Source organism: Kitasatospora sp. NPDC098652 (assembly GCF_044760155.1).
Taxonomy (GTDB): Bacteria; Actinomycetota; Actinomycetes; order Streptomycetales; family Streptomycetaceae; genus Kitasatospora.
This window is the reverse complement of sequence record NZ_JBIWAQ010000015.1, coordinates 70,565-95,888: the sequence shown is the minus strand read 5'-3', so window position 1 is coordinate 95,888 and position 25,324 is coordinate 70,565. Positions and strand designations below refer to the sequence as shown.

The following is a 25,324-nucleotide window of genomic DNA, read 5'->3' as shown; positions in this document are numbered from 1 at the left end:
CGTCCCCGCCCAGGAGGGCGTGGACGAGCCGGTGCTGCCGAGGGCGGCAGCATCGGAGCTTCACCGCGAGGGCGCGGCGAAGCAGGAGAAGCCCTCCGACACGCCGTCCGAGCCCACCGCCGACGTGCTGACGCTCCCCGTTGCCAGCTCTTCCGCGAGCGCCGCCCGCCGCGTACAGCGCGCCCCGAAGCGTCGCCGCCGTGACCCCGAGAGCCCCTTGCCGAAGAAGGTCGGCTTCCGCTGCACTGAAGCCCAGAAGGCGCGTATCGAGCAGCTAGCCGCCGCAGCCGAACTGAACGTTGCCGCCTACCTGGAGCGCAAGGCGCTGGCCGACGACTTCGCCGGCATCACCACCCGCGACGAGCAGTTGGAGCGGGCCATCGTGGCGCTCGACGCGGCACGCGGCCAGCTGGCGCCGGTCGGCAACAACGCCAACCAGATCGCCTACCGGCTCAACGCCGGCATCGGCGTCGAACCGGGACCTGCGGCAGCCGTCCTCGACAGGGCCCTGGTCCTGGTCGCCGAGGTCCGGGCGGCCATCGCGGAGGTCGACGCTTCCGCCATGCGCCTGGCGAAGGCGAAGCGCCGATGATCAGCAAGCCCATACGCGGGTCCAAGACGCACGGCGCGCTCAAGTACCTCTTCGGTCCAGGCAAGGCCAACGAGCACACCGATGCGCACATCGTCGCGTCCTGGAGCGGCTTCGCCCCAGACCCCGGCCGCGACCCGGGCGACCCCGATACCACCCTGGTCCAGCTCCGCGACGCGCTCGACCTGCACGTCGTCCGCTACGGCAAGCCGGTCACCAAGCACGTCTACCACCGGCCCGTGCGGGCGGACCCGACCGACCGCATCCTCAGCGACGAGGAGTGGGGCACCATCGCCCGCCGGATCGTGGCCGCTTCGGGGATCGCGCCCGAAGGCGACCCGAACGGCTGCCGCTGGATCGCCGTGCGCCACGCCGACGACCACATCCACATCCTCGCGACCGTCGTCCGGGCGGACCTCACGCAGGCCCGCCTGCGCGGCGACCAGTACCGCGTCGAGACCGAACTCACGAAGATCGAACGCGAGTACAAGCTCAAGGACCTCTCCGACACCCGCACCCGCGAGTACCGGGACGCGATCCCCATGCGCGCCAAGGGCGCGGAGTTGCACAAGGCCCAGCGCCTCGGCCAGGAGGGCACCGACCGCGACCGCCTGCGAACCGCCGTACGCCAGGCCCTGGCCGGGGCCGCGGACGAGCAGGAGTTCACCGCCCGACTCACCGCGAAGGGCGTGCTCCTCGCCGTGCGCCGCGCACCCTCCGGCGACGTGACCGGCTACAAGTTCGCCCTCCCCACCGGCAACGAGAGCGAGCCGATCTGGTTCTCCGGCAGCAAGCTCGCCTCCGACCTCACCCAGCCGAAGATCCAGGCACGCTTCGCCCTCGGCGTCGACGAACCCGCCTTCCCCACGCCCGACCCCCGCACCTGGCCCGCTGACGGCCGCAACCGGGCCAGCACCACCATCGAACGCGCCTACCCGGCCTTCGACGACGACCAGGACGCCGCCCGAGCGGAGGCGGTGATCCGAGGCGGCCTCGAAGTCCTCGACACGCTCGCCGCCACCAGCCCGACCCTCAGCAGGAAGGAACTCCACCAGGCCGCACGGGCCCTGGAGTACACCCGCACCGCCCACACCCGCGCAGCCGGCGCCGACCTGCGCGCGATGCGCTCCGCCGCCCGCGAACTCCTCCACGCCGGACCCGCCACCGGCCGGGGCGAGGACGGCACGGCCGCCGCCACGGCCCTGACCAGCCTCGTCCTGCTCGCCATCATGATCGCCAAGTGGCACGCCTCCCAAGGCCACCGCCACCAGGCCGACGCCGCCCGCACGGCGGCCGACCACCTTCGCGCCGCCTACACCCGGCACGCGGCCAAACCGATCGCCCACCTCACCCTCGAAGGCCGACTCCTCCCGAAGCCCGACCACGACCGGCAGGCCGACGCCGTCCGCCGCACCCTGCCCGCCGACCAGGCCACCCGCCTCCTCGCCGAGGACAACTGGGCAGCCCTCGCCGCCACCCTCGCCCAAGCCGAGGCCGCCGGCCACAACCCGACCACCCTGCTCACCAACGCCGCCGGGCGCCGCGAACTCGCCACCGCCGACTCACCCGCCGCCGTCCTCACCTGGCGCATCCGCCGCGACGCCAACCTCCCCACCCCCGCACCGGCCGCAACCCCCGACGAACTGCGCACCAGGGCAGCCCGCGCCCGCACGACCAGCCGCACCACCGGCACACCGGCTACCCCGGTCATCACCCCGCCGGCGCCGGTCGCACCCGACCAGGTGCGCCGGACGCGCTGACCAACCCAGGTGGGCGGGAACGGAGCCCCCGCACCCGCCCACCAGCCCCCACCCACCAATCCCGCCCCGCACGGACGTCACCCGTCAGCCGCCGCCGAAAGCAGGACCCAGCCAACGAAGCAGACCGCCGGGACTTCCCGAGGAAACCCGGCGGCCGGAGCGCCACAACTACCCTGCAACAAGGTGACGGTGTCGATTCGATGTCCTTCTCGCTGGGAGGGATCCATTCCGGCAGCGCACGTCGTATGGTCCCTTGCTGCCCCGCTGCCGACCCGAAAGGACCGCATGACCGACTACGACCACGACTTCTACAACCCCGCCCCCGAACCCGCGCGTGCCGTCATCCGCGCCGTCCCGCACCCCGCCGAGCTCAACCCCCGCGGCATCACCATCACCTGCACCGGCTGCGGCGCCCGCCGAGACTGGCTCCTCCTCGCCGTCCACGACCAGATCTTCGTCCGCTGCCGCTGCGCCCACGAATGGCGCGAGCCCGACCTCACCCGGGCCGACTTCGACCGGCACTACGTCGAACCCGAGTACGAGTGGGACGACTTCGACACCGCCATGAGAGCCCTCGCCTTCGACGGACTCCTCGCCGGAACGACTTGGAACCTGGACTGAGGTCCACGCCGCACCCGCCGCTGTTCACCTCCGACGCCTGCCGCGTCACGCCCAGACGAGCGAGGACAGCGGGGCACACGGACGGCGCTTCGACTACCGGCGGAGGTCGACCTGGATCACGGCGTGGCGGCCGTTGGTACGCCACGGCGTCCCGGCATTGTCGAGCTGAGCGACGACGGCAGCGTCGACGCCGACGATCACGTCCGACTTCAGCGTCCGCAACGCCGTGACGGCTGAAGGGAAGTGGCTGGCCACCTCGGTGAACGCAGTGGTGGGCGGCCACAGCTGATCGCCCACCAGCCGACGATAGTTGAGGTCACCCTTGAGGATCGTCATCGCTGCACCGACGAACTCGGACCGGAGGTCGGCCGGCATGTCGTGGAACGGCAGCGGCGCGCAGAAGAACGGGTGCGTGCGGACCACGAGCGCACCGCTGTTCATCGCCCGCCACAGCCGTTCGCCGATCGTCCCGGCAGCCACAGTGGCGGAGGTGCGCAGGCGCTCGACGGTGACAAGGACATCGGCCATCGTCGCGTCCGACACGTAGTACGGCTGCGGCTTCACGTAGACGACGACCTGCGCCGCGAGGCCGGAAGCCAGGAGATGGTCGACGAGCACCAGGTCCGGCAGGAGCTCCCGTCCGGCGTTGTCCGCGATGATGCAGACACGCCCGCCTTCGGCACGCTCCAGCTCAGCCCAGAGCACCTCACTGTCGTCAGCCACCAGGTCGGACGCGATCGCCCCTCCGGCCTCCGCCGTGATCTGGAAGCTCAGGTCGGCGCGGTTGCCCCAGAGCGCCGAGGAGAGAAGCGCGGCGGCTCGCTTGTCGGTGAAGTCCGAAGGCAGGTCGCCGAGGGCCGCCAGCTCGGCGTCAACGGCCGGGCCGGCGAGTTCGGCGTCCTTGAACGGCGCGAACGGGTCGATGCCCTGCCAAGTGCCGGGCCGGAAGTGGCCGGTGGCTTCGAGCAGCCTGCGGTAGAAGTAGCTCTCGGCCCACAGGAACGGCGCCTCGCCCCACGACCGTCCGAACAGACCCTCACCCCACTCCAGCCACTGCTGGTGATCGTGGGCACTGGTGCTGAGCGGCTGTAGTACCCCGTCAGTGCTCTCGGCGAGAAGCTCCTCGACCGCGGCTCGCTCGCTCGGCCCGTACGGCAGTGCATCGAGCACCTGCTGGACGAGCTTCGGGTGCCGCTCGTGGAAGACATCCCGGGCGAACGAACCTGGGGTACCGCTCAAGATCACGGGTGCAGTCATCACGGTCGGGCTCGCCTCTCTGATCGACATCTCAGCTGACAGCTGTCCAGCCCCACGGGCGTGGACCGTTCTGCCCTTGCAAACAGGAGAGACGGTAGTGGGCTTCCGCCCGGTGTCGAGCCGGATCAGCTGCCGCGTGCTGGAGAGCGAAGCAGGTGACCCGGAGCTCGCGGATGCTCCGCAGCACCGGGTAGCCGGCCCAGGTCATCACGTCGGCTCCGTACGCCGCGCAGAAGTCGGCGTACTCGCTGTCCGAAATCGAGCCGAAGCTGCCGTAGCCGACGGCGGTAGCGGTGAGGTCCCAGTCGGGAGGCCCCAGGGAGGTCCGTTCGAAGTCGAGCAGGTACGTGGTGGTGGGGGTGACCGCTACGTTGCCGCGCCAGGCGTCGCCGTGGATGACGCTCGTCGGTAGGGTCGGCTGGAGGCCCAGCCAAGCGGTTTCGAGTTCGGCCAGGTGGCCGCGCAGCCACAGTCGCTGGTCGTCGTCGAGGGTCGCCGCGGCGTCGATCCTGGCGGTCAGGCGGACGAACGGGTCCAGGCAGCCCAACGGGAAGGAAGGGACAGGTAGTTCGTGGAGGCGCCGGAGGAGTGGTGCGATGTCAGCGGCCTCTCCTGGCCGGTGCGGGGGAAGCTCGTGCCAGAAGGTGACAGGGTTGCCGTCCACCTCGAGCGGTTCCGGCAGGTGTGCGAGAGGGTGCACTGCGGGCACCCCGCAGTCGTACAGCCAGCGGGCAACTGCCAGCTCGCGGCTGGCGGCGGCGGATTGGCCGGGGCGGCTGATACGGGCCACGATCCCCTGTGGCAGCCGCCACAGTGCGTTCTCGCCGATCCGGATCGGCTCGGCTCCGGTAGCGGACAGGCCGATTTCCGCGCACGCCTTGAGTAGCAAGGCACGGGAGATTTCGAGGCTGCTCACACCGCCACCGTAGCGGCGATCCGTTCCCGCAGGTCCCGGATGTCGGAGAGGCTACGGAGGCAGCGGGCGACCCGGGCGAGCTCACCTCCCTACCCCCTCCGTGCGGTCACTCCTGCGTCCCAGTGACACCCCGCTCGCACCAGGAAAGTCGGCGAGGGCAGAGGTGCCGCGGGCCTAGAATGACCGTCGTGACCGACAACACTCCACAGCGCCCCGAAAGCGGGCCAACGCCTACCCATGAGCTGCCGACCCAGTACGCGCCGGCCGAGGTAGAGGTAGCGCTGTACGAGCGTTGGGTAGAACGCGGGTACTTCGAGGCCGACGCGAAGAGCGAGAAGCCGGCGTACACGATCGTCATCCCGCCCCCGAACGTCACCGGCTCGCTTCACCTGGGCCACGCCTTCGAGCACACGCTGATCGACGCCCTCACCCGCCGCAAGCGCATGCAGGGCTACGAGACGTTGTGGCAGCCCGGCATGGACCACGCCGGTATCGCCACCCAGAACGTCGTCGAGCGTGAGCTCGCGAAGGAGGGCAAGTCCCGTCACGACCTGGGCCGTGAAGCCTTCGTCGAGCGTGTGTGGGAGTGGAAGGCCGAGTCCGGTGGGCAGATCGCCGGCCAGATGCGGCGCCTCGGCGAGGGACTGGCGTGGAGCCGGGACCGCTTCACGATGGACGAGGGCCTGTCTCGGGCTGTCCAGACCGTCTTCAAGAAGATGTTCGACGACGGGCTGATCTACCGCGCCGAGCGCATCATCAACTGGTGCCCCCGCTGTCTGACGGCCATCTCCGACATCGAGGTCGACTACCAGGACGACGACGGCGAGCTCGTCTCCATGAAGTACGGCGCGGGCGAGGACACCATCGTCGTCGCCACCACTCGCGCGGAGACGATGCTCGGCGACACCGCCGTCGCCGTCCACCCCGACGACGAGCGCTATGCCCACCTGATCGGGAAGCTGATCAAGCTCCCGTTGACCGACCGGAGCATTCCGGTCGTCGCCGACACGCACGTCGACCCGGAGTTCGGCACCGGCGCCGTCAAGGTGACCCCGGCGCACGACCCGAACGACTTCGCCATCGGCCAGCGCCACAACCTCGAATCCATCGAGGTCCTCGACGAGCGCGGCATCATCACCGTCCACGGCCCCTTCCAGGGCCTGGACCGCTTCGAGGCGCGCTCCGCGATCGTCGCCGCCCTGCGCGCCGAGGGCCGGATCGTCGCCGAGAAGCGCCCCTACGTCCACTCCGTCGGCCACTGCTCACGCTGCAAGACGACGCTGGAACCCCGCCTGTCGATGCAGTGGTGGGTCAAGGTCGAAACGCTCGCCAAGGCGGCCGGCGACGCGGTCCGCGACGGTCGGGTCAACATCCATCCGGCCGACATGTCGCAGCGGTACTTCGATTGGGTCGACAACCTCAACGACTGGTGCATCTCGCGTCAGCTGTGGTGGGGCCACCGCATCCCGGTCTGGCACGGCCCGAACGGCGAACTGGTCTGCGTCGGCCCCGACGACGAGCCGCCCACGGGCGAGGGCTGGACGCAGGACACCGACGTCCTCGACACGTGGTTCTCGTCGGGCCTGTGGCCGTTCTCCACGCTCGGCTGGCCCGAGCAGACGCCGGATCTGGAGAAGTTCTACCCGAACTCCGTCCTGGTCACCGGCTACGACCTGATGTTCTTCTGGGTCGCCCGGATGATGATGTTCGCTCTCTACGCGATGGACGGCCAGCCGCCGTTCCGCACGATCGCGTTCCACGGCATGGTCCGGGACGAGTTCGGCAAGAAGATGTCGAAGTCGTTCGGCAACACGGTCAACCCGCTGGACTGGATGGACAAGTACGGCTCCGACGCCCTGCGCTTCACCCTGGCCAAGGGCGCCAACCCGGGGGTCGACGTCCCGATCGGCGAGGACTGGGTCCAGGCGTCCCGCAACTTCGCCAACAAGATCTGGAACGCGACGCGCTTCGCGCTCATGAACGGCGCCACGGTCGAGGGTGAACTCCCGCCTGCCGAGAAGCTCTCGGCCACCGACCGCTGGATCCTCTCGCGGCTGAACAAGGTCGTCACCGAGGCGGATGCGTACTACGAGGACTACCAGTTCGCCAAGCTCGCGGACGCCCTGTACCACTTCGCGTGGGACGAGGTCTTCGACTGGTACGTCGAGCTGTCGAAGACGACGTTCTTCGAGGGCGGCGAACCGGCCAAGGTCTCGGCCCGCGTGCTCGGCGAGGTCCTCGACGTCACCCTGCGCTTGCTGCACCCGATCGTCCCGTTCGTCACGGACGCCCTGTGGACCACGCTGACGGTCCGTGAGTCGGTCGTCATCGCCGAGTGGCCGAAGGACTCCGGGTTCCGCGACGAGGCCGCGGAGCAGGAGATCGAGCTGGTCCAGCAGGTCGTCACCGAGGTCCGCCGCTTCCGCTCCGACCAGGGCCTCCAGCCCGCCCAGAAGGTCCCGGCTCGTCTGGAGCTCGACGGCACGGCGCTGGCCCCGCACGAGGCGGCCATCCGTCAGGTGCTCCGCCTCCAGCCGGAAGGCGAGGGCTTCGCCGCCACCGCATCCCTGCCGGTGGCCGGCGCCACTGTCTCGCTCGACCTGTCGGGCACCATCGACGTGGCGGCCGAGCGCAAGCGACTGGGTAAGGACCTGGCCGCCGCCGAGAAGGAGAAGCAGCAGGCCGAGGCCAAGCTCGGCAACGAGGCGTTCATCGCCAAGGCCCCCGACGACGTCGTGGACAAGATCAAGGGCCGCCTCGCCAAGGCCGAGGCGGACATCGCCCGGCTTCAGGCCCAACTGGCCAAGCTGCCTCCGCAGTAGGCACCGGAACACGCCCGGAGGGGGCCCAGACCATGCGGTCTGGGCCCCCTCCGGGCTGTCCGGCCTTGGGCGACTCTACGCGCGCTTCGAGTGGCGACTCCTACGGGATTCCCAGCGCCTCGTACGGGCTCGACAGGGAGAACTCGCGCTGCTCCGCGACGATCTGAGCCTGGTGGAGATCGAAGTTCGCCATGTGCAGGAGGTCGTCGAGGCGCGTCGGCTTCTGACCCAGCAGGTCGCGGGCGATCTCGGCAGCCCCGTCGTTCCGGTCCAGCCGGTCCCGGAAGAAGTCCAGGTTCTTCTCCACGACGAGGAGAGTCATGTCGAGCTCCGAGACCGTCGCATCGGACACTCGCTCGACCCGTGAGTGCACTCGGTACTCGTGGAAGGGCCCGGCGACGCATCGGATGGTGTTGCCTGCCCCTCGCCGGTGCCGGCTTGCCAGCAGGTTGACCGCGAAGGCCCAGTCTCCCCACTTGAGCACCTTCGGGTCGTACAGCCCGCATTTGAGAGCGTCGGCCCGCCGGCAGACTATCGACGTCGGGACGTGGTGCTTACGCACCACCAAGTCCTCGCGGCACGGGTACGAGGAGATGGTGTACCCCTCGAAGTCACCGATCATCCACGACATGGTGTGGACGAAGGCCGTATCGGCATCAGCCTCGAGGATCTCCACCGCCCGGTCCGGATAGGACCCCTCCCTGAGGAGATACGGTTCGGTGGCCAGCCGGTCGTCGGCGTCCACCTGCATCACGTACTCCATCCGCGCGGCTGCCACGCCGGTGTTCCTGGCGACGTGGTGCCCTTGGCGCTGTTCGAGCCGGATGAGGCGTACACCAGACAGTTCGGTGCAGGTGCCGATGGCCTTGAGGGTCGACTCGTCGTCCGACCCATCGTCCACGATCACCACCTCGTACGGGCGCTGAAGCGGCTGCCCGAGAACAGACTCCACAGCTTCGATGAGATAGTCCCCCGCGTTGTGGCAGGGGACAACGAAGCTGATACCTCCGGACTCCGCGACGGTCATGCTGTCTCCGTTCCACTCATGGCCGCTGTGCCGACTGGGGCCGGGAACCGGCGCGACGCCACGACGGTCGCGCGAGTCGCTTCGAAGTAGCTGCGCCCCGAGCGCGTGTCCTGCTCGGTGTGGTCGTCCCAGCGCACGGAGACGTCCCAGCCGTCGTAGATCCGCTCCAGCGCGCGGCCGAGGGTGTCCGGCGTGTACCGGGCCTCGCCCTCGATGTGGATCTGCCCGCCATGGGTGTCCGTCCGGGAGATCGCGGTGAAGATCTCCAGGTAGTGCAGGTTGACCGTTCGGGAGCTGCGGACGGCCCCGGTGAGCAGACGTTCGACGTCGTGCTGTGACAGGTAGTGCAGGACGTCCTTCGCGACGAGCAGGCCGAAGTCCTCCTGGACCGCGTACTTCTCGATGAGGGACTCCACCACGGTGACCCGTTCCGCCAGGTCCTTGCGCGCCAAGAGCCGGTGGAGCAGCGGCTCGGCCGGCGCCTGGTCCACCGCGACGACGGTGAACCCGGCCTCCGCCAGGGCGATGGTGTACGCCCCGGCGCCGTACCCGAGGTCCAGAGCGCGGCGCGGAGTGTCCGCGGGGAGAGAAGCCAGAAGGGCGAGGAACCGTGCCGGAACGGGGGCGGACAGCTTCTCGCCGGTGCTCCGGCCGTTCCGTAACGCCTCTGCGTAGAAGGCGTGAAGCGACGCCTTCGAGTGCTGTACAGACAAGGGGCACCACCTGAGGTTGGAGGGATGATCGAGGACAGGCGCCTAGAACTCGTCGATCTCGACGGCCCGGCCGGGCGTGAGCAGAGAGGAGGCCAACGCCTCGGCGACCTTCATCGGCAGCAGGTGTGCAGAGAGCGAGCTCCTGTTCTCGGTCCCCTGCAGCCAGTTCTCCATGAGCTGCCTGTTGCTGTCGCTGTGGAACAACCCGTCGAACGTGTTGACCGACGTGTACTGCTCATTCGGCAGCAGAGAAGCGTTCGCTCGCGTGGTCAGCCGGGCGAAGGCGTCGATCTTGTCCGCGTTCTGCCCACGGGGCACGTCGTAGCAGTGGACATGTGCGGAGTAGAGGGTCGACAGCTGGGCTTCGAGGTCGACGCTCGAAGTGCGCCCGTTCTTGTTGTAGAGGTCCTCCGGGAGGTCCTGCCAGCTGCGGATGGACGGCGTCGTCTGCTCGAAGGACAGCGTCCCGACGGTCAGTGTCCGATCCGACGCGACATCGACCAGCCGGAACGCGGCGGTGATGTCCGTCTCGCCGAAGGAGTGCGCCGCGGTCTCGGCGGACGGCCAGCGCGGGCTCCCGTCCTCGAACCGGCTGGCGGTCGGATTCGGGATCCGGAGGTGCTGGTCGGTCGGGAAGGCGCCGAACGAGCTGACTTCGAGCCTGAAGCGGCGGTCCGGAAACACGAGCTTGTTGAGGGACAGGCACTGCACGGCGAGATCGATGTAGTGGTACGCGCCGTGCATCACCATCCCGTAGCCGTACCGGTAGGGGTGATCGTCCCGCGACTCGTACTCGTGCTGGAGGTTCCACACACCGCCGGCGGCACGCAGGTGGAATGACGTGACGGGGGCCTGCCATTCCTGAACCCGCTCTTCGAGCGAGCGCAGCAACTCCCCGTTGTAGATGCGGTGGTACCTGCTCAGCGTCATCACGGAGTGGTTGGCGCCGGTACGACCGGCCTGAGCGATGAGCTCCTGCATGACCTCGGTGATCCGGGCCGGCGCGAACCGACCGTTCACCAACGGAGCCAAGACCGGCTTCTCCACCAGCGAATCGATGCCGTTCTCGACGCAGTAGCGCAGATAGGCTTCGTGCGCCCGCACCTCGGTCGCGATGTACACCTTCATCGGCAGCTCAGGCAGACGAAGCTGCCCGATCGCGGCCCCGATCAGTTCCGGCTGCCTCCGCAGCGCGGTGGCGCCGCTACCCACCTCGGGAAGGTAGACGACCTCGCGGGGCTTCAGGTCGACTCCATGGATGCGCTCCTCGATCGTCGACCGTTCCGATTCCAGGTCGATGATGGAGTACGAGTCGACATAGCCGGCCTCGATCGCGTCGCTGATGCAAGGCAGGTACTTGTTCGCGACGATCTCGTCGAAGCCGACCACCACGAGGTTGTGCCGACGTGTAGCGCGGCGGACATCGCGAACGGCAGATCGCCCCATTGGCTCCTCGACAGAGCAGAGGACCGGGTGCCTGGGGCCCAGGGGAACTGTCAGCTGAGACGTTCGAGAGTCGGTTCTCATCCGGATTGCTCCCATTCGTGTTGTCATTGCCCGGAGCCGTTCCGAAGCAGACGGGATGTTGCCGAACACGCATTGGTGGCGTTGGTGAGTGATCTCCAACGTGCCGCCGCCCGAGGGGATCCGGACGAACCTTGGACCGGCGGGCAGCTCATTGATTAGCGTGGGAACAATGGAAGTTGACTGTGCGCCAGGCTGGTAGCCAACCGTCCCTAACGTCTGCGAGTTAACCCTCTCTGACCTGCGGCGACACGGCCAGGACGCATCAGTCGGCATGATCAAGGGGTGGGCCGAGGAGTGTCAGCTCAGTTGCGGCAGGCTCGGAAGGAGCGGGGCTGGTCTCAGGAGCGGCTTGTCCACGAGATGGAGAGGCACGCCCGCCAGCATCTCCTCGACATCGCCTCGACAGCGAGCCTGCGCGTCTACGTCTCGGAGTGGGAGAACGGTCGTCGACCGATCGGACCCATGTACGCCTCAGTGCTTCGCGCGCTGCTCGGGCTCACCGACCGAGAACTTCTCGGCAGCGGCGCAACAGGTGGCCAACCACTGACCGTTGACGGCTACGACGAACTCGTCGGCCGCATCGAAGCGGCGCACAGCCTCAGCCTCGGCATGGTGGACACCTTCATGGCCCAGACCGAGCTCCTGCGTACGGTGGACCGCCAGATGGGCGCTGCCGCGCTGGTGGACCAGATGCAGGCACACCTGACAGCCCTGGAAGATTCGCTGACCTTCGCCGTGCTGCCGGCCACCAGGGAGCCCATCGCTCGGGCACTCGCCGGGGCAGCCACACTGGCGGCGTGGCAGGCACTCGACGTCGGTGCCACGGAACGAGCCTGGCGCCACTACGAACTGGGTAAGAGAGCCGCCGCCGAGGCGAAGGAACCGATGTACCTGGCGCACGCCATGGCCGAGCAGGCGTACGTGTTGTCCGCTGCCGGAAAGAGTGAACTCGCCGTACAGCTCGTCCAGGAAGCGCACCGTTCCGTTGGCACCAGCGCCTCCCCTCGGCTGGCTGCATGGCTGCACGCTGCCGAAGCCGAACTCCTGGCTCAGGCCGGCCAGACAGAAGCCTGCCGACGGTCCCTGGACCTGGCGGCGGCCACTCTCCCCGCCGGAGGTTCAGACCGAGACCCGGACATGTTGAGCATCTTCCTCAACGACGGTCACCTGGCCCGGTGGCGGGGCAATGTCCTCGCCCGCCTGGGCGACGCCGCCGCGATGAGCGACCTGTACGACGCGCTCGGCAAGATGGACGCAACCTTCACGCGGGCGACCGCCGGCCTGCACTGCGATCTCGCCCAGGCCCACCTCGCCCGAGAGGAACAGAACGAGGCCATGAACCACCTACGGCAGGCGCGGCTCCTGGCCAACCGCACGGGGTCAGCCCGCCAACGCGCCCGAATCGACCAACTGGTCGGAAAGTTCGAAGAACCGCGATGAGGGTGGCGAGCTCCCGAGCTGTCACTGCCTACGGGAAGCCAGAACATGCAGAAGCGCCACCAAGGTTCCCGAACCCATGAGCTTCCCCTCTGCCATGAGCACCGGGATCTCGGACATCGGCACCCACGCGACGTGGCCGGCCTCCTCACCGTCCTCGGGCGCGCCCACGAGGGTCGCCCCGTGGCCGACGAACACCTCGTGCGGCGAGTCCACCATGCCGACCATCGGCTGGAAGGTAACCACGTGGTCGAGGTGGTCCGGTCGCCAGCCGGTCTCCTCCTCGACCTCGCGCAGAGCGGCCCCCAGGCCGTCCTCTCCGGGATCGACGATGCCACCGGGAAGCTCCCAGCCCCAGGACTGCGGCACGAATCGGTACCGCCAGAGCATCAACACGCGGTCATCGGCATCCAGCACCGCGGCTATGGCCACGCGCTTCAACCGCACGACGTGATGCTCGAAGCGCGCCACACCAGGCGGCTCAACGTCCACGAGCGCCAGTTGCACCCATGGGTTGTCATAGACCACGCGGTCGCCGTAGATCTTCCACGGCTCGAGCCCATCGGCCTGAGTGCTCATCAGCAATCACATCCTGGGAAGGCGGCAGTGGGCATAGTTGACCACACCTGCCGAGTGGGTGGCGCCCGTCGAGCGCATGTGAATCAGCCTCGTTCGCGGATGACCGCTCTCCCGCAGGTCGGCCAGAGTACGCAGAGCGTCATCGGGGATCCATCTACACACAGGATTAGGAGACACGATCAGCCATGGCACCAGAGAGGCTCGAACGACACCAGTCCAGCTGGAGCACAACACCACCGCTGAAGCAGGACCGCAGCTCAGAGCCGAGGAATGTTCTCCCCAGTGATCTGGCTGCTCTGGCACACACGCACTGCCGGGACATCGCGCGGGTACGCAACTGCTCCTGGCCGCGACCCGGCTCCGCGGTGTACTGCGTGATCAGTGGCGACGGCAGGGCGTTCTACGCCAAGCAGCATCACTCCTCACTGCTTCACCAGCGCGAGGTCCACGCCTACCGGCATTGGACACCGGCACTGGGCACCGGCCACGCCCCGGTCCTCTTGGCCGCTGACGAGCAGACGCGCTGTGTCCTGCTGAGCGAACTGCCGGGCCGTCCATTGGGTCCTGACCGCCTGGAGTCCGCTCTTGCCCGGACCGTCAACCTCCGCGCGGGGACGTTGCTGCGGAGCTTCCACGAAGCCGAACCCCCCAGACACGAGCCACCCGCCATCACCGGCACCGCCTTGGCCACGCAAAGGCTCGCAGGCATCGCGGGGATGCTCAGCCGTGCAGATGAGGAGCTGGTTCTGGGCCTGGCGGCAGACCTCGACGCTGTACTGCCCGAACTGGGCCAGGTGCCCACCCATGGTGACCTGTGGCAGCACCAGTTCGTCATCTCTCCAGCGGGAGACTCGCTCGGCCTGCTCGACTTCGAACGTAGCGCCTGGCGACCCGCTATCCGGGACCTCGTCCGCTTCGAGTACGGCGGCGGCATGTGGGACGGTCACCGCGACCTCCGTGCGGCCTTCCTCGACGGCTACGGACGCGCACTCACTTCCGCCGAGGAAGCAGCCGAGCCCGGATTCGCCGTGCTCACAGCCCTGTTCAATCTCCGCTGGGGCAAAGCCTCCCAGAATCGTGTGGTGCTCAACCGGGGTTGGCGAACCATAGAGCGGCTCCGGGGATCGAGAGGGGCGGCGGCAGCAGCCTCCATTCCATGATGGCCGCCGCATGTGCCGGTCTGCGGCCCGCTCGCCGAGGGCGTCGACGGCGAGCAGCACACCACCCAGCTCGACGAGGGCAGCACCCAGCAGGCGCTGTCCGCGCTCGTCGGCGAGGCGACCTTCTACCTCAAGGCAGGCCGGAAGATCACCCATATCGATGTCTGACCAGCGTGTGGGGTGGTGGGGCCTGGCCCCACCACCCCACACGCTGTCGAGTCGAGGTCTAACCCACTGCTCAAAAGACCCGCGTGGAGAGACGTCCGTTAGCCAGCGGCTTCGACAGCTTCGTCCTCGCTGACCAGCTCGTCCGGGTCCACCCCGAGGGCTTCCGCGATGGCCTCGAATTCGGCCAACGCGGTCTTCAGGTCCTCGACAATCTCCTGGGCGATCACGCCGGGCGGCAGCTGGCTGTCCGCATCGTCCAGCGCCGGGTCCTTCATCCAGGTGATGTCGAGGTTGACCTTGTCACGCGCAACCAGCTCGTCGTAGGCGAAGGGCTTGAACCGCCCTGACTCGAGCTCAGTGCGCTCGGAGCGATCCTTGCCCGGCCGGTACGCGTCCACGAACTCCTGGAGGTCGGCCCGGCGAAGGGGCCGGGTCTTCAAGGTGAAGTGCTTGGCAGTGCGGAGGTCGTAAACCCAGGTGATGCTGGTGTGCGGCTTGCCGTCGGTCCGCGGGGCCTTCTTGTCGAAGAACAGTACGTTCGCCTTGACACCGCCGGCGTAGAAGATGCCAGTCGGCAGCCGAAGGATCGTGTGCAGGTCGAAGTCCTGCAGCAGCCGGCGCCGGATCTTCTCACCCGCCCCGCCTTCAAAGAGGACGTTGTCGGGCAGGACGACGGCGGCTCGGCCGTCGATGGCCATCAACGACATGATGTGCTGCAGGAAGTTGAGCTGCTTGTTGGTGGTGCTGGCACGGAAGTCATCGCGGTCGTAGGAGATGTCCTCCCGCTCGGACTTCCCGTCGGTACCGATCACCGTGATGGCGGACTTCTTACCGAACGGCGGATTCGCCAGGACGAGCGATGCGTGACGCGACGGCTTCTTGGCCAAGGCGTCCCCGACGTTGATCAGTGATGGGCCATCGCTGTGGCCGATGCCATGAAGCAGCATGTTCATCGCGGCGAGGCGGGCCGTGCCTGGCACCAGCTCATTGCCGAAGATGTTGGTCTCCAGGTCGAGCCGCTGTTCGCGGGACATGCTGCTGCCGTAGTGCTCGCGGATGTACTGCCGAGCGGCGATGAGGAATCCGCCCGTGCCGCACGCCGGATCGGTGATCGTGTCCTCGAGCGTCGGCTGGGTCACCTCAACCATCGCATCGATCAGCACGCGAGGGGTGAAGTACTGGCCAGCACCAGTCTTGGTGTCTTCGGCGCCCTTGGCCAGAAGACCCTCGTACGCGTCGCCCTTGAGGTCTGTCCCGGTACCGGTCCAGTCCTGGGCGCCGATTAGATCGACGGCCAGCTTCTGCAGCAGCGCCGGCTCAGTGATGCGGTTCTGTGCCTTGGCGAAGATCGTGCCGAGAGTCGTTCCGGGATGCTTCGCAAGCTCGGCGAGGGTATTGCGGTACTGCTCCTCCAAGGCGGTGCCAGTCTTGGAGACGAGCGCCTGCCAGTCGTACTCAGCGGGGACGATACGCGCTGCGGAGGGGTCGTCGGCGAACGGGTCGGTGGCGATCTCGTCGGCCATCTTGAGGAAGAGCAGGTACGAGAGCTGCTCGACGTACTCGATGGTGGATAGACCGTTGTCACGCAGGACGTTGCAGTAGTTCCAGAGTTTGGCTACCAGGGCGCCGGTCTGGGCGGAAGCAGCGGTGGTCATACGTCGAACTCCTGCTGGGCGGGGGAAGTGCGAGTGCGCTGGGAGGAGGCACGTCGGCGTACTGGCTTGACGCCAGCAGATTCACGCTCGGCCGCGAAACGGGCGAGCAATGTATCCGCCGGCTCCTCATTGGGATCTTGATTCGCAAGTTGACCGGAGAGGGCACGGGCGAGAATTGCACCGCGAAGGGACTTTGACCGCGCTCGGGATCGCGCAACCAGCTCCGATACATTGTCCATCACCGACAGGTCGTCATCGATGCGCTCGACAATTCGATGCTGCTCACCCTGCGGCGGGACAGGCAACGGGAACTTCTTGATCTTCGAAAGGCTGATGGAAGCGAGGTTCACGCTCTGCTTCCCGTTCTGATCAAACCAGCGGCCCGAGCTATTCGCATACCAGGAGAGGATCTTAGGATCGATCTCTCCACCGAGCACGCGAGCCCTGAAAACATGATTCTGGTGGATGGCCCCCGGGATTTGCCCATCCCAGACCCAACCGCGTCCGAGCTTGTCGCGATCCCCGCCTTCGTTCAGCAGTACATCATTGGGCTGAAGCGCCAGCGCCTCAGCCTTCTTTACCGAAACCCTGATCATGGACACGTGATCCAGATCCAGCCGCCCACGCTGGACGTTGGCGACTCGGAGATAAGGAACTTCGGGCAGATCGGGGTCGCTCTGCTTCTTGCTGTCCTTGGTGACGCCGCCGACGACTTCAGCCACATCCTCTAGCCGTTGCCAGCGCCATCCAGGGGGGACTCGCGGAAGATCGCTGTCGATAGTGCCCGCTGGCGGGGGATAAACGGCTGCCTCTGCGTTCGCATCCACCGTGTATCCGAAGACCGGATTAAGCAACGTGTCGCGAACCTTGCGAAGGCGGATCGAGCACCGCTCCATCAAAGCCTCTGCCGCGTCAAGTCGAGACAGATGGTCCTCAAGGACGTCAACGATACGGCGCTGCTCCTCGAGCGGCGGGACGGGGAGGCGAATGCTCTTCAGAGAGGAACCGGAGATTCCCGCCTGCCCAGCCGTCGTCTTCACATGGTTCCGGATTTGACTCCGAGTTCCACTCCACGCCCACGCGTAACTGAGGAAACGACTATCAACCACAGAGTCAGGGAGCGTGACCCTGATCAACTTATCGGGATAGGCGAGCGGGAAGCTCTGGTCCGGCACGCGCGCACAGGCCCCCACGAAGCTCGGGTTTCCGCTGTAGCGGGTGAAGAGGAGATCGCCGGGGCGCGCAAGGCCATCTTTCGCTTCAACCTCGGCAAGCGACATGCCCGTATAGCGAAGATCTTTCGTGCTGAGAGCCATCGGACGGACGGCACTGATCCGCAAAATTGGCACGCCGTCCGGCTCCATCCCCGGACGCGAGACGTAGATTCCATTCTTGACGGAGATTGCCAACTCGCCCAGAGTGGCCCACACCCAGCCTTGCGGCAGGGGGTTCGCATCGCTAATCTTGCTCAAGCCAATTCCTGATTCAGTTCCATCAAAAGTTTCCGGGCTGCCCCGGGGTCTCCTCCGAAGGCCGCGATGAAGCCCCGACTGCCACCGCGCTCGGTGAACGGCTCATGACGTAGTGCCTCCACCTCTACACCGACGTCACTGGCCACGCGGTTGCAGATCCGTTCCAGCCACCACATCTGCTCGTCGCTGTACGTAGCACCGGCCTGGTGCTGCCGTAGCAGCCAGCCCGCGAAGCGTTCCCCGACCGACGTGCGGTAAGGCCGTAGCTCACTGTCTGCCCCAAGCTCGAAGCGGATGAGCGAGATCAGGTCAGGAATGCCCGCCGTCTGACCAGGCCGCGCTACGGCACGGCCCAGGTCCTCGTATGCCTGCCAGAGTATCTGGGGCGTCCAGTCGTACTGCGGGCGCTTGATGTAAGTAGCGAGCTCCCGCAGGGCAGCGTACGCGGCGTCCGGTGCCACCCGCTTCTGACCAAGGGCGATCTCGATCGCGGTTAGCTCGTCCCGCTGCCTGTCCAGCAGGCTGTGCCAGTCGGATACGTACTTCTGTGCCCGCTCCTCACGGGGAACCTCACGGAGGGTCGTGATGGTGGCGACGGTCACCTCGTCGATCGTCAGGTCTTCCTGGCGCCGTATCCCCATGATGACCTTGCGGAGTTCGGCGTTCGCCAACGGAATGGTCGCGTCAAGGATCAGCTGTCGCGCCGCTGCCGGCCCATCTCTCAGCAAGACCCGCTCTTGGCGCTCCGGATCGCAGGCATCGGTCAGCCACCCGGTGATGGTCACCAGGCTGACGCCGCCTGCGACGTGCGCGATCGTCTCGTGTTGTTCGTTCGTCAGCTGCCTGCCCAACCGGCCGAGTCGGCGCGCCAGCACCTCGGTCTCCTCGGCACTGATCGCCTTGGAGGCAGCCTTGTCGAGCAGCTTCTGCAGCGACATCCCAGGCGCAGTGGGAAGCGGCCTGGCCTCCACCAACGGAGTGTCGGTGACTCCTGCGGCGTCGATGAGCAGGAAGCGGTCCTTCACCACGGGCGGGAAGGACTCGTCGGCGCCGGGCGTGACCTCGCTCAGCTCGGTCGGGTCGATCGACCGAGCTCCTCGCCCCTTCATCTGCTCGAACAGCACGGCGCTCTTGACCGACCGCATGAAGATGACGCACTCGAGCGCGCGCACATCGGTACCCGTGGCGATCATGTCGACGGTCACAGCGATACGGAGGCGCGGCGAGTTGCGCAGGTCGTTGATCAGCTCATCCGGGTTCTGACCACTTTCCCGGCTCTTGTAGGTGATCTTCGCGGCGAAATCGTCACCACGCCCGAAGACCTCCCGCGTCTGCTTGAGTACCTCCTCCGCGTGCGCTTCGCTGACCGCGAAGATCAGGGTCTTCGGGACCTCCTGTCGGCCGGGGAACCAGCCCTGCCAGTTGTCCCGGTAGGTCTGCAAGACCGTGCGAATGTCATCCTCGGCGATGACCGAGCGTCCGAGCTGCTGGCCCGAGTAGGCGAAGTCGTCCTCGAGTTCCTCCAGCCGCCGGCGCCGTGACGCTCGGTCGAGTATGGGGACCGTCGTCCCCGCCTCGATGGTGGAGCCCTCCTTGTGGACGTCCGTCAGCAGTTCCACCACGTCGAAGTCGACGTTCACGCCGTCGGCGACTGCCTTGGCGAAGGAGTAGCTGGACACCAGGTTCTGGTCGAAGAAGCCCTTGGTCTGTGCTGTGGGAGTAGCGGTGAGCCCGACCAGGTGGGCGTCGAAGTACTCGAGTACGCCACGCCACAACCCGTAGATGGACCGGTGGCATTCGTCGACCACGATCAGGTCGAACGACTCGATCGGCACATCCGGGTTGTAAACAACCTCGACAGGACGGCCGTTCTCGAACGCTTCATCGGCCGCATCCGCGCGGTCATCCGCCGCATCGTCGTCGACCAACGGCTGGCCGCGCAGCAGCGAATGCATCTTCTGGATGGTGCCGATGACCACCGAGGATGTCTCTTGCAGCCCTGCCGCACCTAGCCGGTCCACCCCGTACAGCTCGGAGAACTTCCGGCCGTCGTCCGGCGTGGTGTAGTTGCGGAACTCGGCGAGCGCTTGCCTCGCGAGGTTGTTCCGGTCCACCAGGAAGAGCACACGCTTCGCCTGCGAGTACTTGAGGAGCCGGTAAACCTCCGTCACCGCGGTGAACGTCTTACCGGCGCCGGTGGCCATCTGGATCAGTGCTCGCGGCCGATCCGCAGCGAGCGAGGTCTCGAGACCAGTGATCGCCTCGATCTGGGCAGGCCGAAGGCCACCGGTTTCCAGCGCCGGCATGGTCCGGAAGCCAGCCCGCAAGGTCGGCGCCTGCGGATGCTCGTCCGCGCGACGCATCCATGCCGCGATCGTCTCGGGCCGGTGGAAGGAGAAGACCTCGCGGGACCGTGCCTCCGGATCGATCCGGTTGATGAAGTAGGTCTCCGCGCCGGTTGTCGCGTAGCGGAAGGCGAATGGCTCACTCTCACGCCAAACCGCGAGCCGGAACTCCTTGAGAACCCCACGCGCGTAGCGGTCGTTCTGGGCCAAGGCGTGGCTCAGTGCCTCGCCCTCACGCTTGGCCTCGACCACACCGACGATAGAGCCGTCGACGTACAGGACATAGTCCGCGCGCCCGGTGGCCACCGTGAACTCGCGAACAGCCACGCCGCGGCCCGCAAGCGGGTTGAGGTCTTCGCGATCCTGGATCACCCAGCCCGCTTCGACGAGCATCCGGTCGATGACCTCACGGGCCTGGACCTCGCTCAGCGGCTTGGCCCGCTGAGCCCGCTCCACGATCGCCTCACGTGCCGCGCGCGCCACCGGCGCCGGCTGCTTGCGAGCCTGCTCGTAGTCCTGCTGCTGAACCTGGCGAAGTGCGACGATCTCCCGCTCGAGCTGATCGATCCGAGAGGCGAGTTCGGCACGACTGGCTGCCGCGCTCTCGACGAGGGTCGCGGCCTCGTCCTGCGCGCGCTGTTCGGCCTCGGCCTGTGCCTGCCGGGACTCTGCCAGCTTCGTCCGGGACAGGGCGAGGTCACGGCGGTAGCTCTCCAGCTCGGCGTGAAGCTTCGCGATCTCGGCAGGGTCGGTGACGCCCTGATCAGCGGTAGGAGCAGTCGGAGGAACGAAGGCGGTGACGGTCCGCTTGCCGGAGACGGCGAGGTGGAACCAGTTGCCCAGTTCGTAAGCGGTCTCGACGGCCTTGAGCGCACGGACCGTGTCGAACAGGTGCTCGTGGGCCGCGCGATTCCTGCTCCTACGCAGCTCATCGAAAGCGGTGCGCACCTGCGGGGTAAGGGCACCGATGCGCGTCAGAGCAGCCAGCCGATCGACCTGCCGGTCACCGTCGACCCGGAGGCCCACCCTCGTGACCAGCTCTTCGGTCAGGATCTCACCGAACTGGCCAGCCTGGACCAGAGCTGCGTTGGGGTTGGTGAAGACCGTGGCCTCCGCCAATGCGCCGTATAGCGCGAGCAGGGGCTGGTACTGGAAGAGCACACCGAAGTTCGGGGACCGTCGGGCAAGATCCCGAAGCCGCTCGTCCATATACTCCGTCCGTCCACCGCACGCGGGCGTGCCCATCCGCTAATCCAGGTGCAGCGACCCAGACTACGCAAAAAGCGCGCCGCCCGTGCGCGATCCGAGGACCGGCGGGCTCGGAGCTGCGCTCTGCCCGCCGGTCCTGCCGCAGAGTCGTCCAGTACGACCTCGCGGTGGAATCGATCACGCCATGACGCGTCGTACCGCACCTGCGCCGAACTCCGCGACGTAGATGTCACCCGAGTCTGCGACCGTGAGCTGGCTCGGCTTCCTGAGGCCAGTGGCCAGAGTCCTCACCCGCCCGTCCGTGAGGCGGAGCAACTTACCGTTCGCGAAGTCGCTCAGCAGGATCCCCTCACTGCTCCAGGCCACTCCGTTCAAGCCCGCCAGCGTCTGGCCTTCCAGCAGGTCCAGCGGATCACTGTCCGGCGTCTCGAGCTGGACCTCCCAGAGCACGTTCCGACCGTGCTGGCCGGGAGAGCAGAGCACGTGGAGCACGTCGCCCGCGTGGGACATGGCGACGGGCTGGCCGGGCACGGACCCGAGCAGCGTGAAAGTGCCGTCCATCTTCACCCGTTTCAGAGCACCTGTGAACATCGCCACGATCAGATCGTCGCCGTCCCAGATGAATGCCATCGGCGTGCCAGCCGGCCCTTCGGGGAGCCTGATCAGCTTGCTACTCGCATAGTCGCTGCTGTGGTGGAGCACCAGAATTCCGGGACGGTCAACAAGCCGGACGGCGAGCTCTCCGTCGGCTCGGGCAGCCATGGAATCCGATCCCAGGTTCCGCAGGAGACGGGAGGGAACTGCGGCAACCAGGCGGTAGACACCGTCCGAACCCACCCGCCACAGTTCTTGCCCCCGCGTGCTCACCATCAGTCCGTTCGGGGTCCAGGCGACACCAGCCACAGGAGGAAGTCCGGAGAGGAAGGTCGTGACCGTCCCGGTCGGATGGGCGGCGATCTCCAAGCTCGCTTCTGCTGTGCAGCCGTCGTGGAGGCACCGGAGCACGCTCCTTCCCGGTCCCTTGGCGAAGACGGCTCCACCCTTGAAGACAGCGACCTTCTCGTTGCTGGACTCGACCTGGGGGTCATCGATGGGGGAGGTCCAGGTCGCGGTGCCGTCAGTGAAGTGACCCAGCACCCGCAGTGGAGTCTTGCCCTTGCCACGCAGCAGGAGGTGAGACGGCTCGATGCTGATCTTCATCAGACGCTCGGGGTGAGCAGGGGCGACCGGCTGACCGTCGAAGACTCCGTTGTCCTCCCACAACCTGCGGAGGGGGTCACCTGGCCGGTTGCGCACCCAAGCGCTGCCGATCCCGTGATCAGAGCCGGCCCAGTGCCAGGAGACGTAGTGGCCCACTTGGTACGTCTCGCGCGTCGCCAAGATCCGCTCACCCGGGACGCCCGCTTCGAGAGTCGCGAGCCGCACGCCACCCAGGTCCAGTTGGCGGTGCCCGGACTCATCGGCAAACAGCGGAATGTTCACCTCCACCACCCGGTACCAGTTCGTCTGACCGGGCGCGAGAGTGATCCACACCACGTGTGCGGGCCCTTGGCGAGTCCCGTCGACCAGGTGGATCCGGTGTTCACCAGCTGGCACGCCAGCGACGTCCACGGTCAACGTGCCCGTCTGGAAACTGGTCTTTTCGAGCTTGCGCTTCTCGTCCAGCCACACCTCCACTTGGCTACCAGCTCTCTCCACCCACAGCGTGAGCGTGGTCCCCTGGTCATGGCGGTACCCACGAACCGCGGGTGCCCGATCGACATCGCGGTCCAGCAGGTCGAGCAGCGAGCTCGCGTGAGCGAGGATCCGCAGGCACTCACGGCGCGATCGGCAGGGCAGCAAGGGCCGGTCCTTGTGGGATCGGTCCCCCTTGAACAGCCCGATCGCCCCGGCAAACAGTTCGAAGAGGCGGTCGGCGTCTCGCTCTCGATCTGAGATGCGGATACCGTCCTTCCTCTCCTTGAACGCGGAGCTGACGAGCTCGTTGCCGATGGCAGGACTCCCGATCCTCTGCTGCACCTCGTGCTCGAGCCGCCGGAAGGCAGCGAAAATGGCGTCGTCAAACCGGTCCGCCCTCAGCAACTGCGCGCACACCTCGACCACCTCCGGGCGGAGGAGCGTCAGATGGACGGCCAACTCCCCGTCCCCCGCTCCCGGCAGTGCCGGATGATCAGTTCCAGCCTTGGGGGCGGCGCGGGGCACTTGCGGCTCGGGCAGCCGGCGGGTGCTCTCCCCGTCCAGGAACGCGAGCAGCCCCTCGACTCCCTGGACGCTGCGGTACGGCCGAGTACCTCGCCGGTTCACGCTGAACTGCCACTGCCAAGGGCTGACCGTTTGCCTGTTGCTCCCCCTCCACAGCTGTGGAAGCAGGTCTGCAAGAACGAACAGGCGGCCCATCAGCTCACGGGCGTGCGTGACTTCACTGGTCGGAGGAACAGAGTCTCCGCCGGCCGAGCTCAGTGGCAGCTTCAGGTGTGCAGCGAAGTCCAGGCTGGAGGCAACGAGGTCCTTCTCGGGATCAGCAGAGCTGTTCTGCTCCAACTCCACGGTCCACTTGACGAACTCACTCAGTCGGGCCAGATCGCCCGGGCCGCCTTGACAGGCTGCCACTCCACGGAGAGTGAGCCGCACCTCGTCCTGGTCCGAATAGCCGTGAGCCTCCCATGGATCGGCAACGTAGCGGGAGCTGATCGCGACCAAGGCCGCCTGGGCGTCCTCGATGCCGAGGTCGCGGTCGGCCTTGAGGTCGACGGCCGTGAAGGTCGGCCAGGATCCTCGCTGTCCCATCAACTCGTACACGGTCTGGAGTAGAACCTGATCCTGGGAGTTCAGCACGTCGTCGGTCACGTCACGATTCTCGTGCGTGGGCTGGGATCGGCGCACGGAGATTGTGTTGGAGATTGCAGAATGTGCACCCCGGGTGCTGGCGATCCAGGGTGGGGCACGAAGATCGCGGAAGGCGAGCCAGCGCAGCGCCTCCTGGCCCACTGCGGACTAGCAAGATGACGCCAACGCCAACCGTCCCGAACAATGGCGTCCCACGGCGGCCATACACGGACGGCGTTCGCCCAACTGGGGCATCGCGATGCCACCGGCTTGGCCTGGACTCCGTGCGCTGGGAACCCTGCTGCACACCGACACCAAGTACGTCCTCAAGGTCCGTGGGTGGTAATAGAGTTACCACTCCGGACAGTTGCGTCGGGCCCGACCGGAACAAGGGGAACAGCGTGAGCGAGATCGCCAAAGCGGTAGCGGCGCTTGAGGAGCAGGCCGCCGAGGCGCGCGAGCTTCGGCGGACCGTCGAGCGTGTCGAGACCGAGATCGCCGACCATCTGGACGAACTTCGCAGCATCGGCAGTGCGATCCTCGACCTCCATTTCGACCTTGACAACCAGATCGCCGAGCACGACTACTCGGCTGTTGAGCAGACGGTCGGAACCCTTGAGGCCCTCGTGGACGTCGCAGAGCTCCTTCCCAAGATCGACGCGGTCTTGCTTCTGACCGCGCTCCTGGAGGGCACGCCCACCCCCGACCTCACGGTGCCGGTCGAGCTGTTCAAGACTGGGGAAACGCCTGCCTTCGATCACCCGCGGCTGACCCAGGAGGACCTCGACCGTCAGTTCCAGAACGAGATGGCCGACTGGTCGGAGCCGGACGAGCAGGACGACCGATGGGCTGAGGACCACTGGAGCGCCGAGCAGGAGGCCATCCGTAACCGTGCCCACAAGGCCGGCTTGCACCTGATGGAGCTCTTCAACCACATCGGAGACAACCTCTGGCCCGAGCTCATCGAGTCGGTCGAGACCGGCCGGCGCGACGACGCGGTCCGTACGCTGGCAGCCGCCGCTGCAGCAGCGCGTGACGCACGGCCCGGGTACAAGCTGTACGAGGTCAACCTGTCGATCCAGTACGAGGCAGACCCGTCATCGCTCGGGGCGATGGGTGAGTTCCTGTCCGGCTTCGAGACCTGGCTGTTTTCGCAGAAGGACTCGTAGAGGCACCTCACCAGTCGCACGGCCAGGCGACGGGTGAGGTGCCCGGTACGGCACCCCGAGCCACCGTTCTAC

General features: G+C 67.1%; 18 protein-coding genes. 8 read left to right on the top strand and 10 right to left on the bottom strand.

The window, feature by feature from the left end:
* The first annotated feature begins 19 nt into the window (after positions 1-19).
* From ACIQWA_RS28050 to ACIQWA_RS28040, 3 genes are all read left to right on the top strand, one after another.
* Positions 20-592, top strand: coding sequence for a plasmid mobilization protein (locus ACIQWA_RS28050; RefSeq protein ID WP_402487247.1), 573 nt, complete (start codon positions 20-22; stop codon positions 590-592).
* Positions 589-2,349: a hypothetical protein gene (locus ACIQWA_RS28045; protein WP_402487245.1), complete on the top strand. Its 1,761-nt coding sequence runs from the start codon at positions 589-591 to the stop codon at positions 2,347-2,349. The genes ACIQWA_RS28050 and ACIQWA_RS28045 overlap by 4 nt, the downstream gene beginning before the upstream one ends.
* Before the next feature lie 285 nt (positions 2,350-2,634).
* A complete protein-coding gene (locus ACIQWA_RS28040; protein ID WP_402487243.1) occupies positions 2,635-2,970 on the top strand; it encodes a hypothetical protein in 336 nt (111 codons plus the stop codon).
* 93 nt (positions 2,971-3,063) lie between these two features.
* Here ACIQWA_RS28040 and ACIQWA_RS28035 read toward each other — a convergent pair whose 3' ends face one another.
* Both ACIQWA_RS28035 and ACIQWA_RS28030 read right to left on the bottom strand, forming a co-directional pair.
* Positions 3,064-4,227: a damage-control phosphatase ARMT1 family protein gene (locus ACIQWA_RS28035; protein WP_402487241.1), complete on the bottom strand. Its 1,164-nt coding sequence runs from the start codon at positions 4,225-4,227 to the stop codon at positions 3,064-3,066.
* Positions 4,228-4,258: 31 nt separating this feature from the next.
* Entirely contained in the window at positions 4,259-5,143 is an 885-nt protein-coding gene (locus tag ACIQWA_RS28030; protein ID WP_402487239.1) for a phosphotransferase enzyme family protein, read from the bottom strand.
* Between the two features lie 188 nt (positions 5,144-5,331).
* Between ACIQWA_RS28030 and ACIQWA_RS28025 the strand changes: the two genes are divergently transcribed.
* On the top strand, positions 5,332-7,965 hold the full coding sequence (locus ACIQWA_RS28025) for a valine--tRNA ligase (RefSeq protein WP_402487237.1): 2,634 nt from the start codon (positions 5,332-5,334) through the stop codon (positions 7,963-7,965).
* A 100-nt stretch (positions 7,966-8,065) separates the two neighbouring features.
* Here ACIQWA_RS28025 and ACIQWA_RS28020 read toward each other — a convergent pair whose 3' ends face one another.
* Genes ACIQWA_RS28020 through ACIQWA_RS28010 form a run of 3 tightly spaced genes read right to left on the bottom strand, consistent with a single transcriptional unit; the run spans position 8,066 to position 11,094 of the window.
* Entirely contained in the window at positions 8,066-8,992 is a 927-nt protein-coding gene (locus tag ACIQWA_RS28020; RefSeq protein ID WP_402487236.1) for a glycosyltransferase family 2 protein, read from the bottom strand.
* The gene (locus tag ACIQWA_RS28015) at positions 8,989-9,705 is read right to left on the bottom strand and encodes a class I SAM-dependent methyltransferase (RefSeq protein ID WP_402487234.1); all 717 of its coding nucleotides are present in this window, start codon (positions 9,703-9,705) and stop codon (positions 8,989-8,991) included. The genes ACIQWA_RS28020 and ACIQWA_RS28015 overlap by 4 nt, the downstream gene beginning before the upstream one ends.
* Before the next feature lie 42 nt (positions 9,706-9,747).
* Positions 9,748-11,094, bottom strand: coding sequence for a hypothetical protein (locus tag ACIQWA_RS28010; RefSeq protein WP_402487232.1), 1,347 nt, complete (start codon positions 11,092-11,094; stop codon positions 9,748-9,750).
* Between the two features lie 498 nt (positions 11,095-11,592).
* On the opposite strand from ACIQWA_RS28010, the gene ACIQWA_RS28005 reads away from it, so the two are divergent.
* Positions 11,593-12,672 (top strand): XRE family transcriptional regulator, encoded by a 1,080-nt coding sequence (locus ACIQWA_RS28005; RefSeq protein ID WP_402487230.1) that lies wholly within the window; start codon positions 11,593-11,595, stop codon positions 12,670-12,672.
* 21 nt (positions 12,673-12,693) lie between these two features.
* On the opposite strand, the gene ACIQWA_RS28000 is transcribed toward ACIQWA_RS28005, so the two are convergent.
* Entirely contained in the window at positions 12,694-13,248 is a 555-nt protein-coding gene (locus ACIQWA_RS28000) for an NUDIX hydrolase (protein ID WP_402487228.1), read from the bottom strand.
* Positions 13,249-13,622: 374 nt separating this feature from the next.
* Here ACIQWA_RS28000 and ACIQWA_RS27995 point away from each other — a divergent pair, with 374 nt between their 5' ends.
* Together ACIQWA_RS27995 and ACIQWA_RS27990 are read left to right on the top strand one after the other, a co-directional pair.
* Complete coding sequence (locus ACIQWA_RS27995) at positions 13,623-14,408, top strand: aminoglycoside phosphotransferase family protein (RefSeq protein WP_402487226.1); 786 nt, start codon at positions 13,623-13,625, stop codon at positions 14,406-14,408.
* Between the two features lie 12 nt (positions 14,409-14,420).
* The gene (locus ACIQWA_RS27990) at positions 14,421-14,576 is read left to right on the top strand and encodes a hypothetical protein (RefSeq protein ID WP_402487224.1); all 156 of its coding nucleotides are present in this window, start codon (positions 14,421-14,423) and stop codon (positions 14,574-14,576) included.
* Between the two features lie 98 nt (positions 14,577-14,674).
* On the opposite strand, the gene ACIQWA_RS27985 is transcribed toward ACIQWA_RS27990, so the two are convergent.
* The 4 genes from ACIQWA_RS27985 to ACIQWA_RS27970 all read right to left on the bottom strand — a co-directional run bounded on the left by ACIQWA_RS27985 (position 14,675) and on the right by ACIQWA_RS27970 (position 24,104).
* The gene (locus ACIQWA_RS27985; protein WP_402487222.1) at positions 14,675-16,231 is read right to left on the bottom strand and encodes an N-6 DNA methylase; all 1,557 of its coding nucleotides are present in this window, start codon (positions 16,229-16,231) and stop codon (positions 14,675-14,677) included.
* Positions 16,228-17,703 carry a restriction endonuclease subunit S gene (locus ACIQWA_RS27980; RefSeq protein ID WP_402487220.1) on the bottom strand — a complete coding sequence of 492 codons (1,476 nt, stop codon included), beginning with the start codon at positions 17,701-17,703 and terminating at the stop codon, positions 16,228-16,230. Before ACIQWA_RS27980 ends, ACIQWA_RS27985 begins: the two co-directional genes overlap by 4 nt.
* The gene (locus tag ACIQWA_RS27975; protein WP_402487218.1) at positions 17,700-21,257 is read right to left on the bottom strand and encodes a DEAD/DEAH box helicase family protein; all 3,558 of its coding nucleotides are present in this window, start codon (positions 21,255-21,257) and stop codon (positions 17,700-17,702) included. The genes ACIQWA_RS27980 and ACIQWA_RS27975 overlap by 4 nt, the downstream gene beginning before the upstream one ends.
* 177 nt (positions 21,258-21,434) lie before the next feature.
* Positions 21,435-24,104: a TIGR02391 family protein gene (locus tag ACIQWA_RS27970; RefSeq protein WP_402487216.1), complete on the bottom strand. Its 2,670-nt coding sequence runs from the start codon at positions 24,102-24,104 to the stop codon at positions 21,435-21,437.
* 380 nt (positions 24,105-24,484) lie between these two features.
* Between ACIQWA_RS27970 and ACIQWA_RS27965 the strand changes: the two genes are divergently transcribed.
* Entirely contained in the window at positions 24,485-25,252 is a 768-nt protein-coding gene (locus ACIQWA_RS27965; protein ID WP_402487214.1) for a hypothetical protein, read from the top strand.
* Positions 25,253-25,324 lie beyond the last annotated feature (72 nt).

What these genes read in the sequence shown, in the direction of transcription:
- ACIQWA_RS28045 (WP_402487245.1), top strand. Translation starts at nt 589, where the DNA reads ATGATCAGCAAGCCCATACGCGGGTCCAAGACGCACGGCGCGCTCAAG.
- ACIQWA_RS28040 (WP_402487243.1), top strand. Translation starts at nt 2,635, where the DNA reads ATGACCGACTACGACCACGACTTCTACAACCCCGCCCCCGAACCCGCG.
- ACIQWA_RS28035 (WP_402487241.1), bottom strand. Translation starts at nt 4,227, where the DNA reads ATGACTGCACCCGTGATCTTGAGCGGTACCCCAGGTTCGTTCGCCCGG.
- ACIQWA_RS28020 (WP_402487236.1), bottom strand. Translation starts at nt 8,992, where the DNA reads ATGACCGTCGCGGAGTCCGGAGGTATCAGCTTCGTTGTCCCCTGCCAC.
- ACIQWA_RS28005 (WP_402487230.1), top strand. Translation starts at nt 11,593, where the DNA reads ATGGAGAGGCACGCCCGCCAGCATCTCCTCGACATCGCCTCGACAGCG.
- ACIQWA_RS28000 (WP_402487228.1), bottom strand. Translation starts at nt 13,248, where the DNA reads ATGAGCACTCAGGCCGATGGGCTCGAGCCGTGGAAGATCTACGGCGAC.
- ACIQWA_RS27985 (WP_402487222.1), bottom strand. Translation starts at nt 16,231, where the DNA reads ATGACCACCGCTGCTTCCGCCCAGACCGGCGCCCTGGTAGCCAAACTC.
- ACIQWA_RS27975 (WP_402487218.1), bottom strand. Translation starts at nt 21,257, where the DNA reads ATGGACGAGCGGCTTCGGGATCTTGCCCGACGGTCCCCGAACTTCGGT.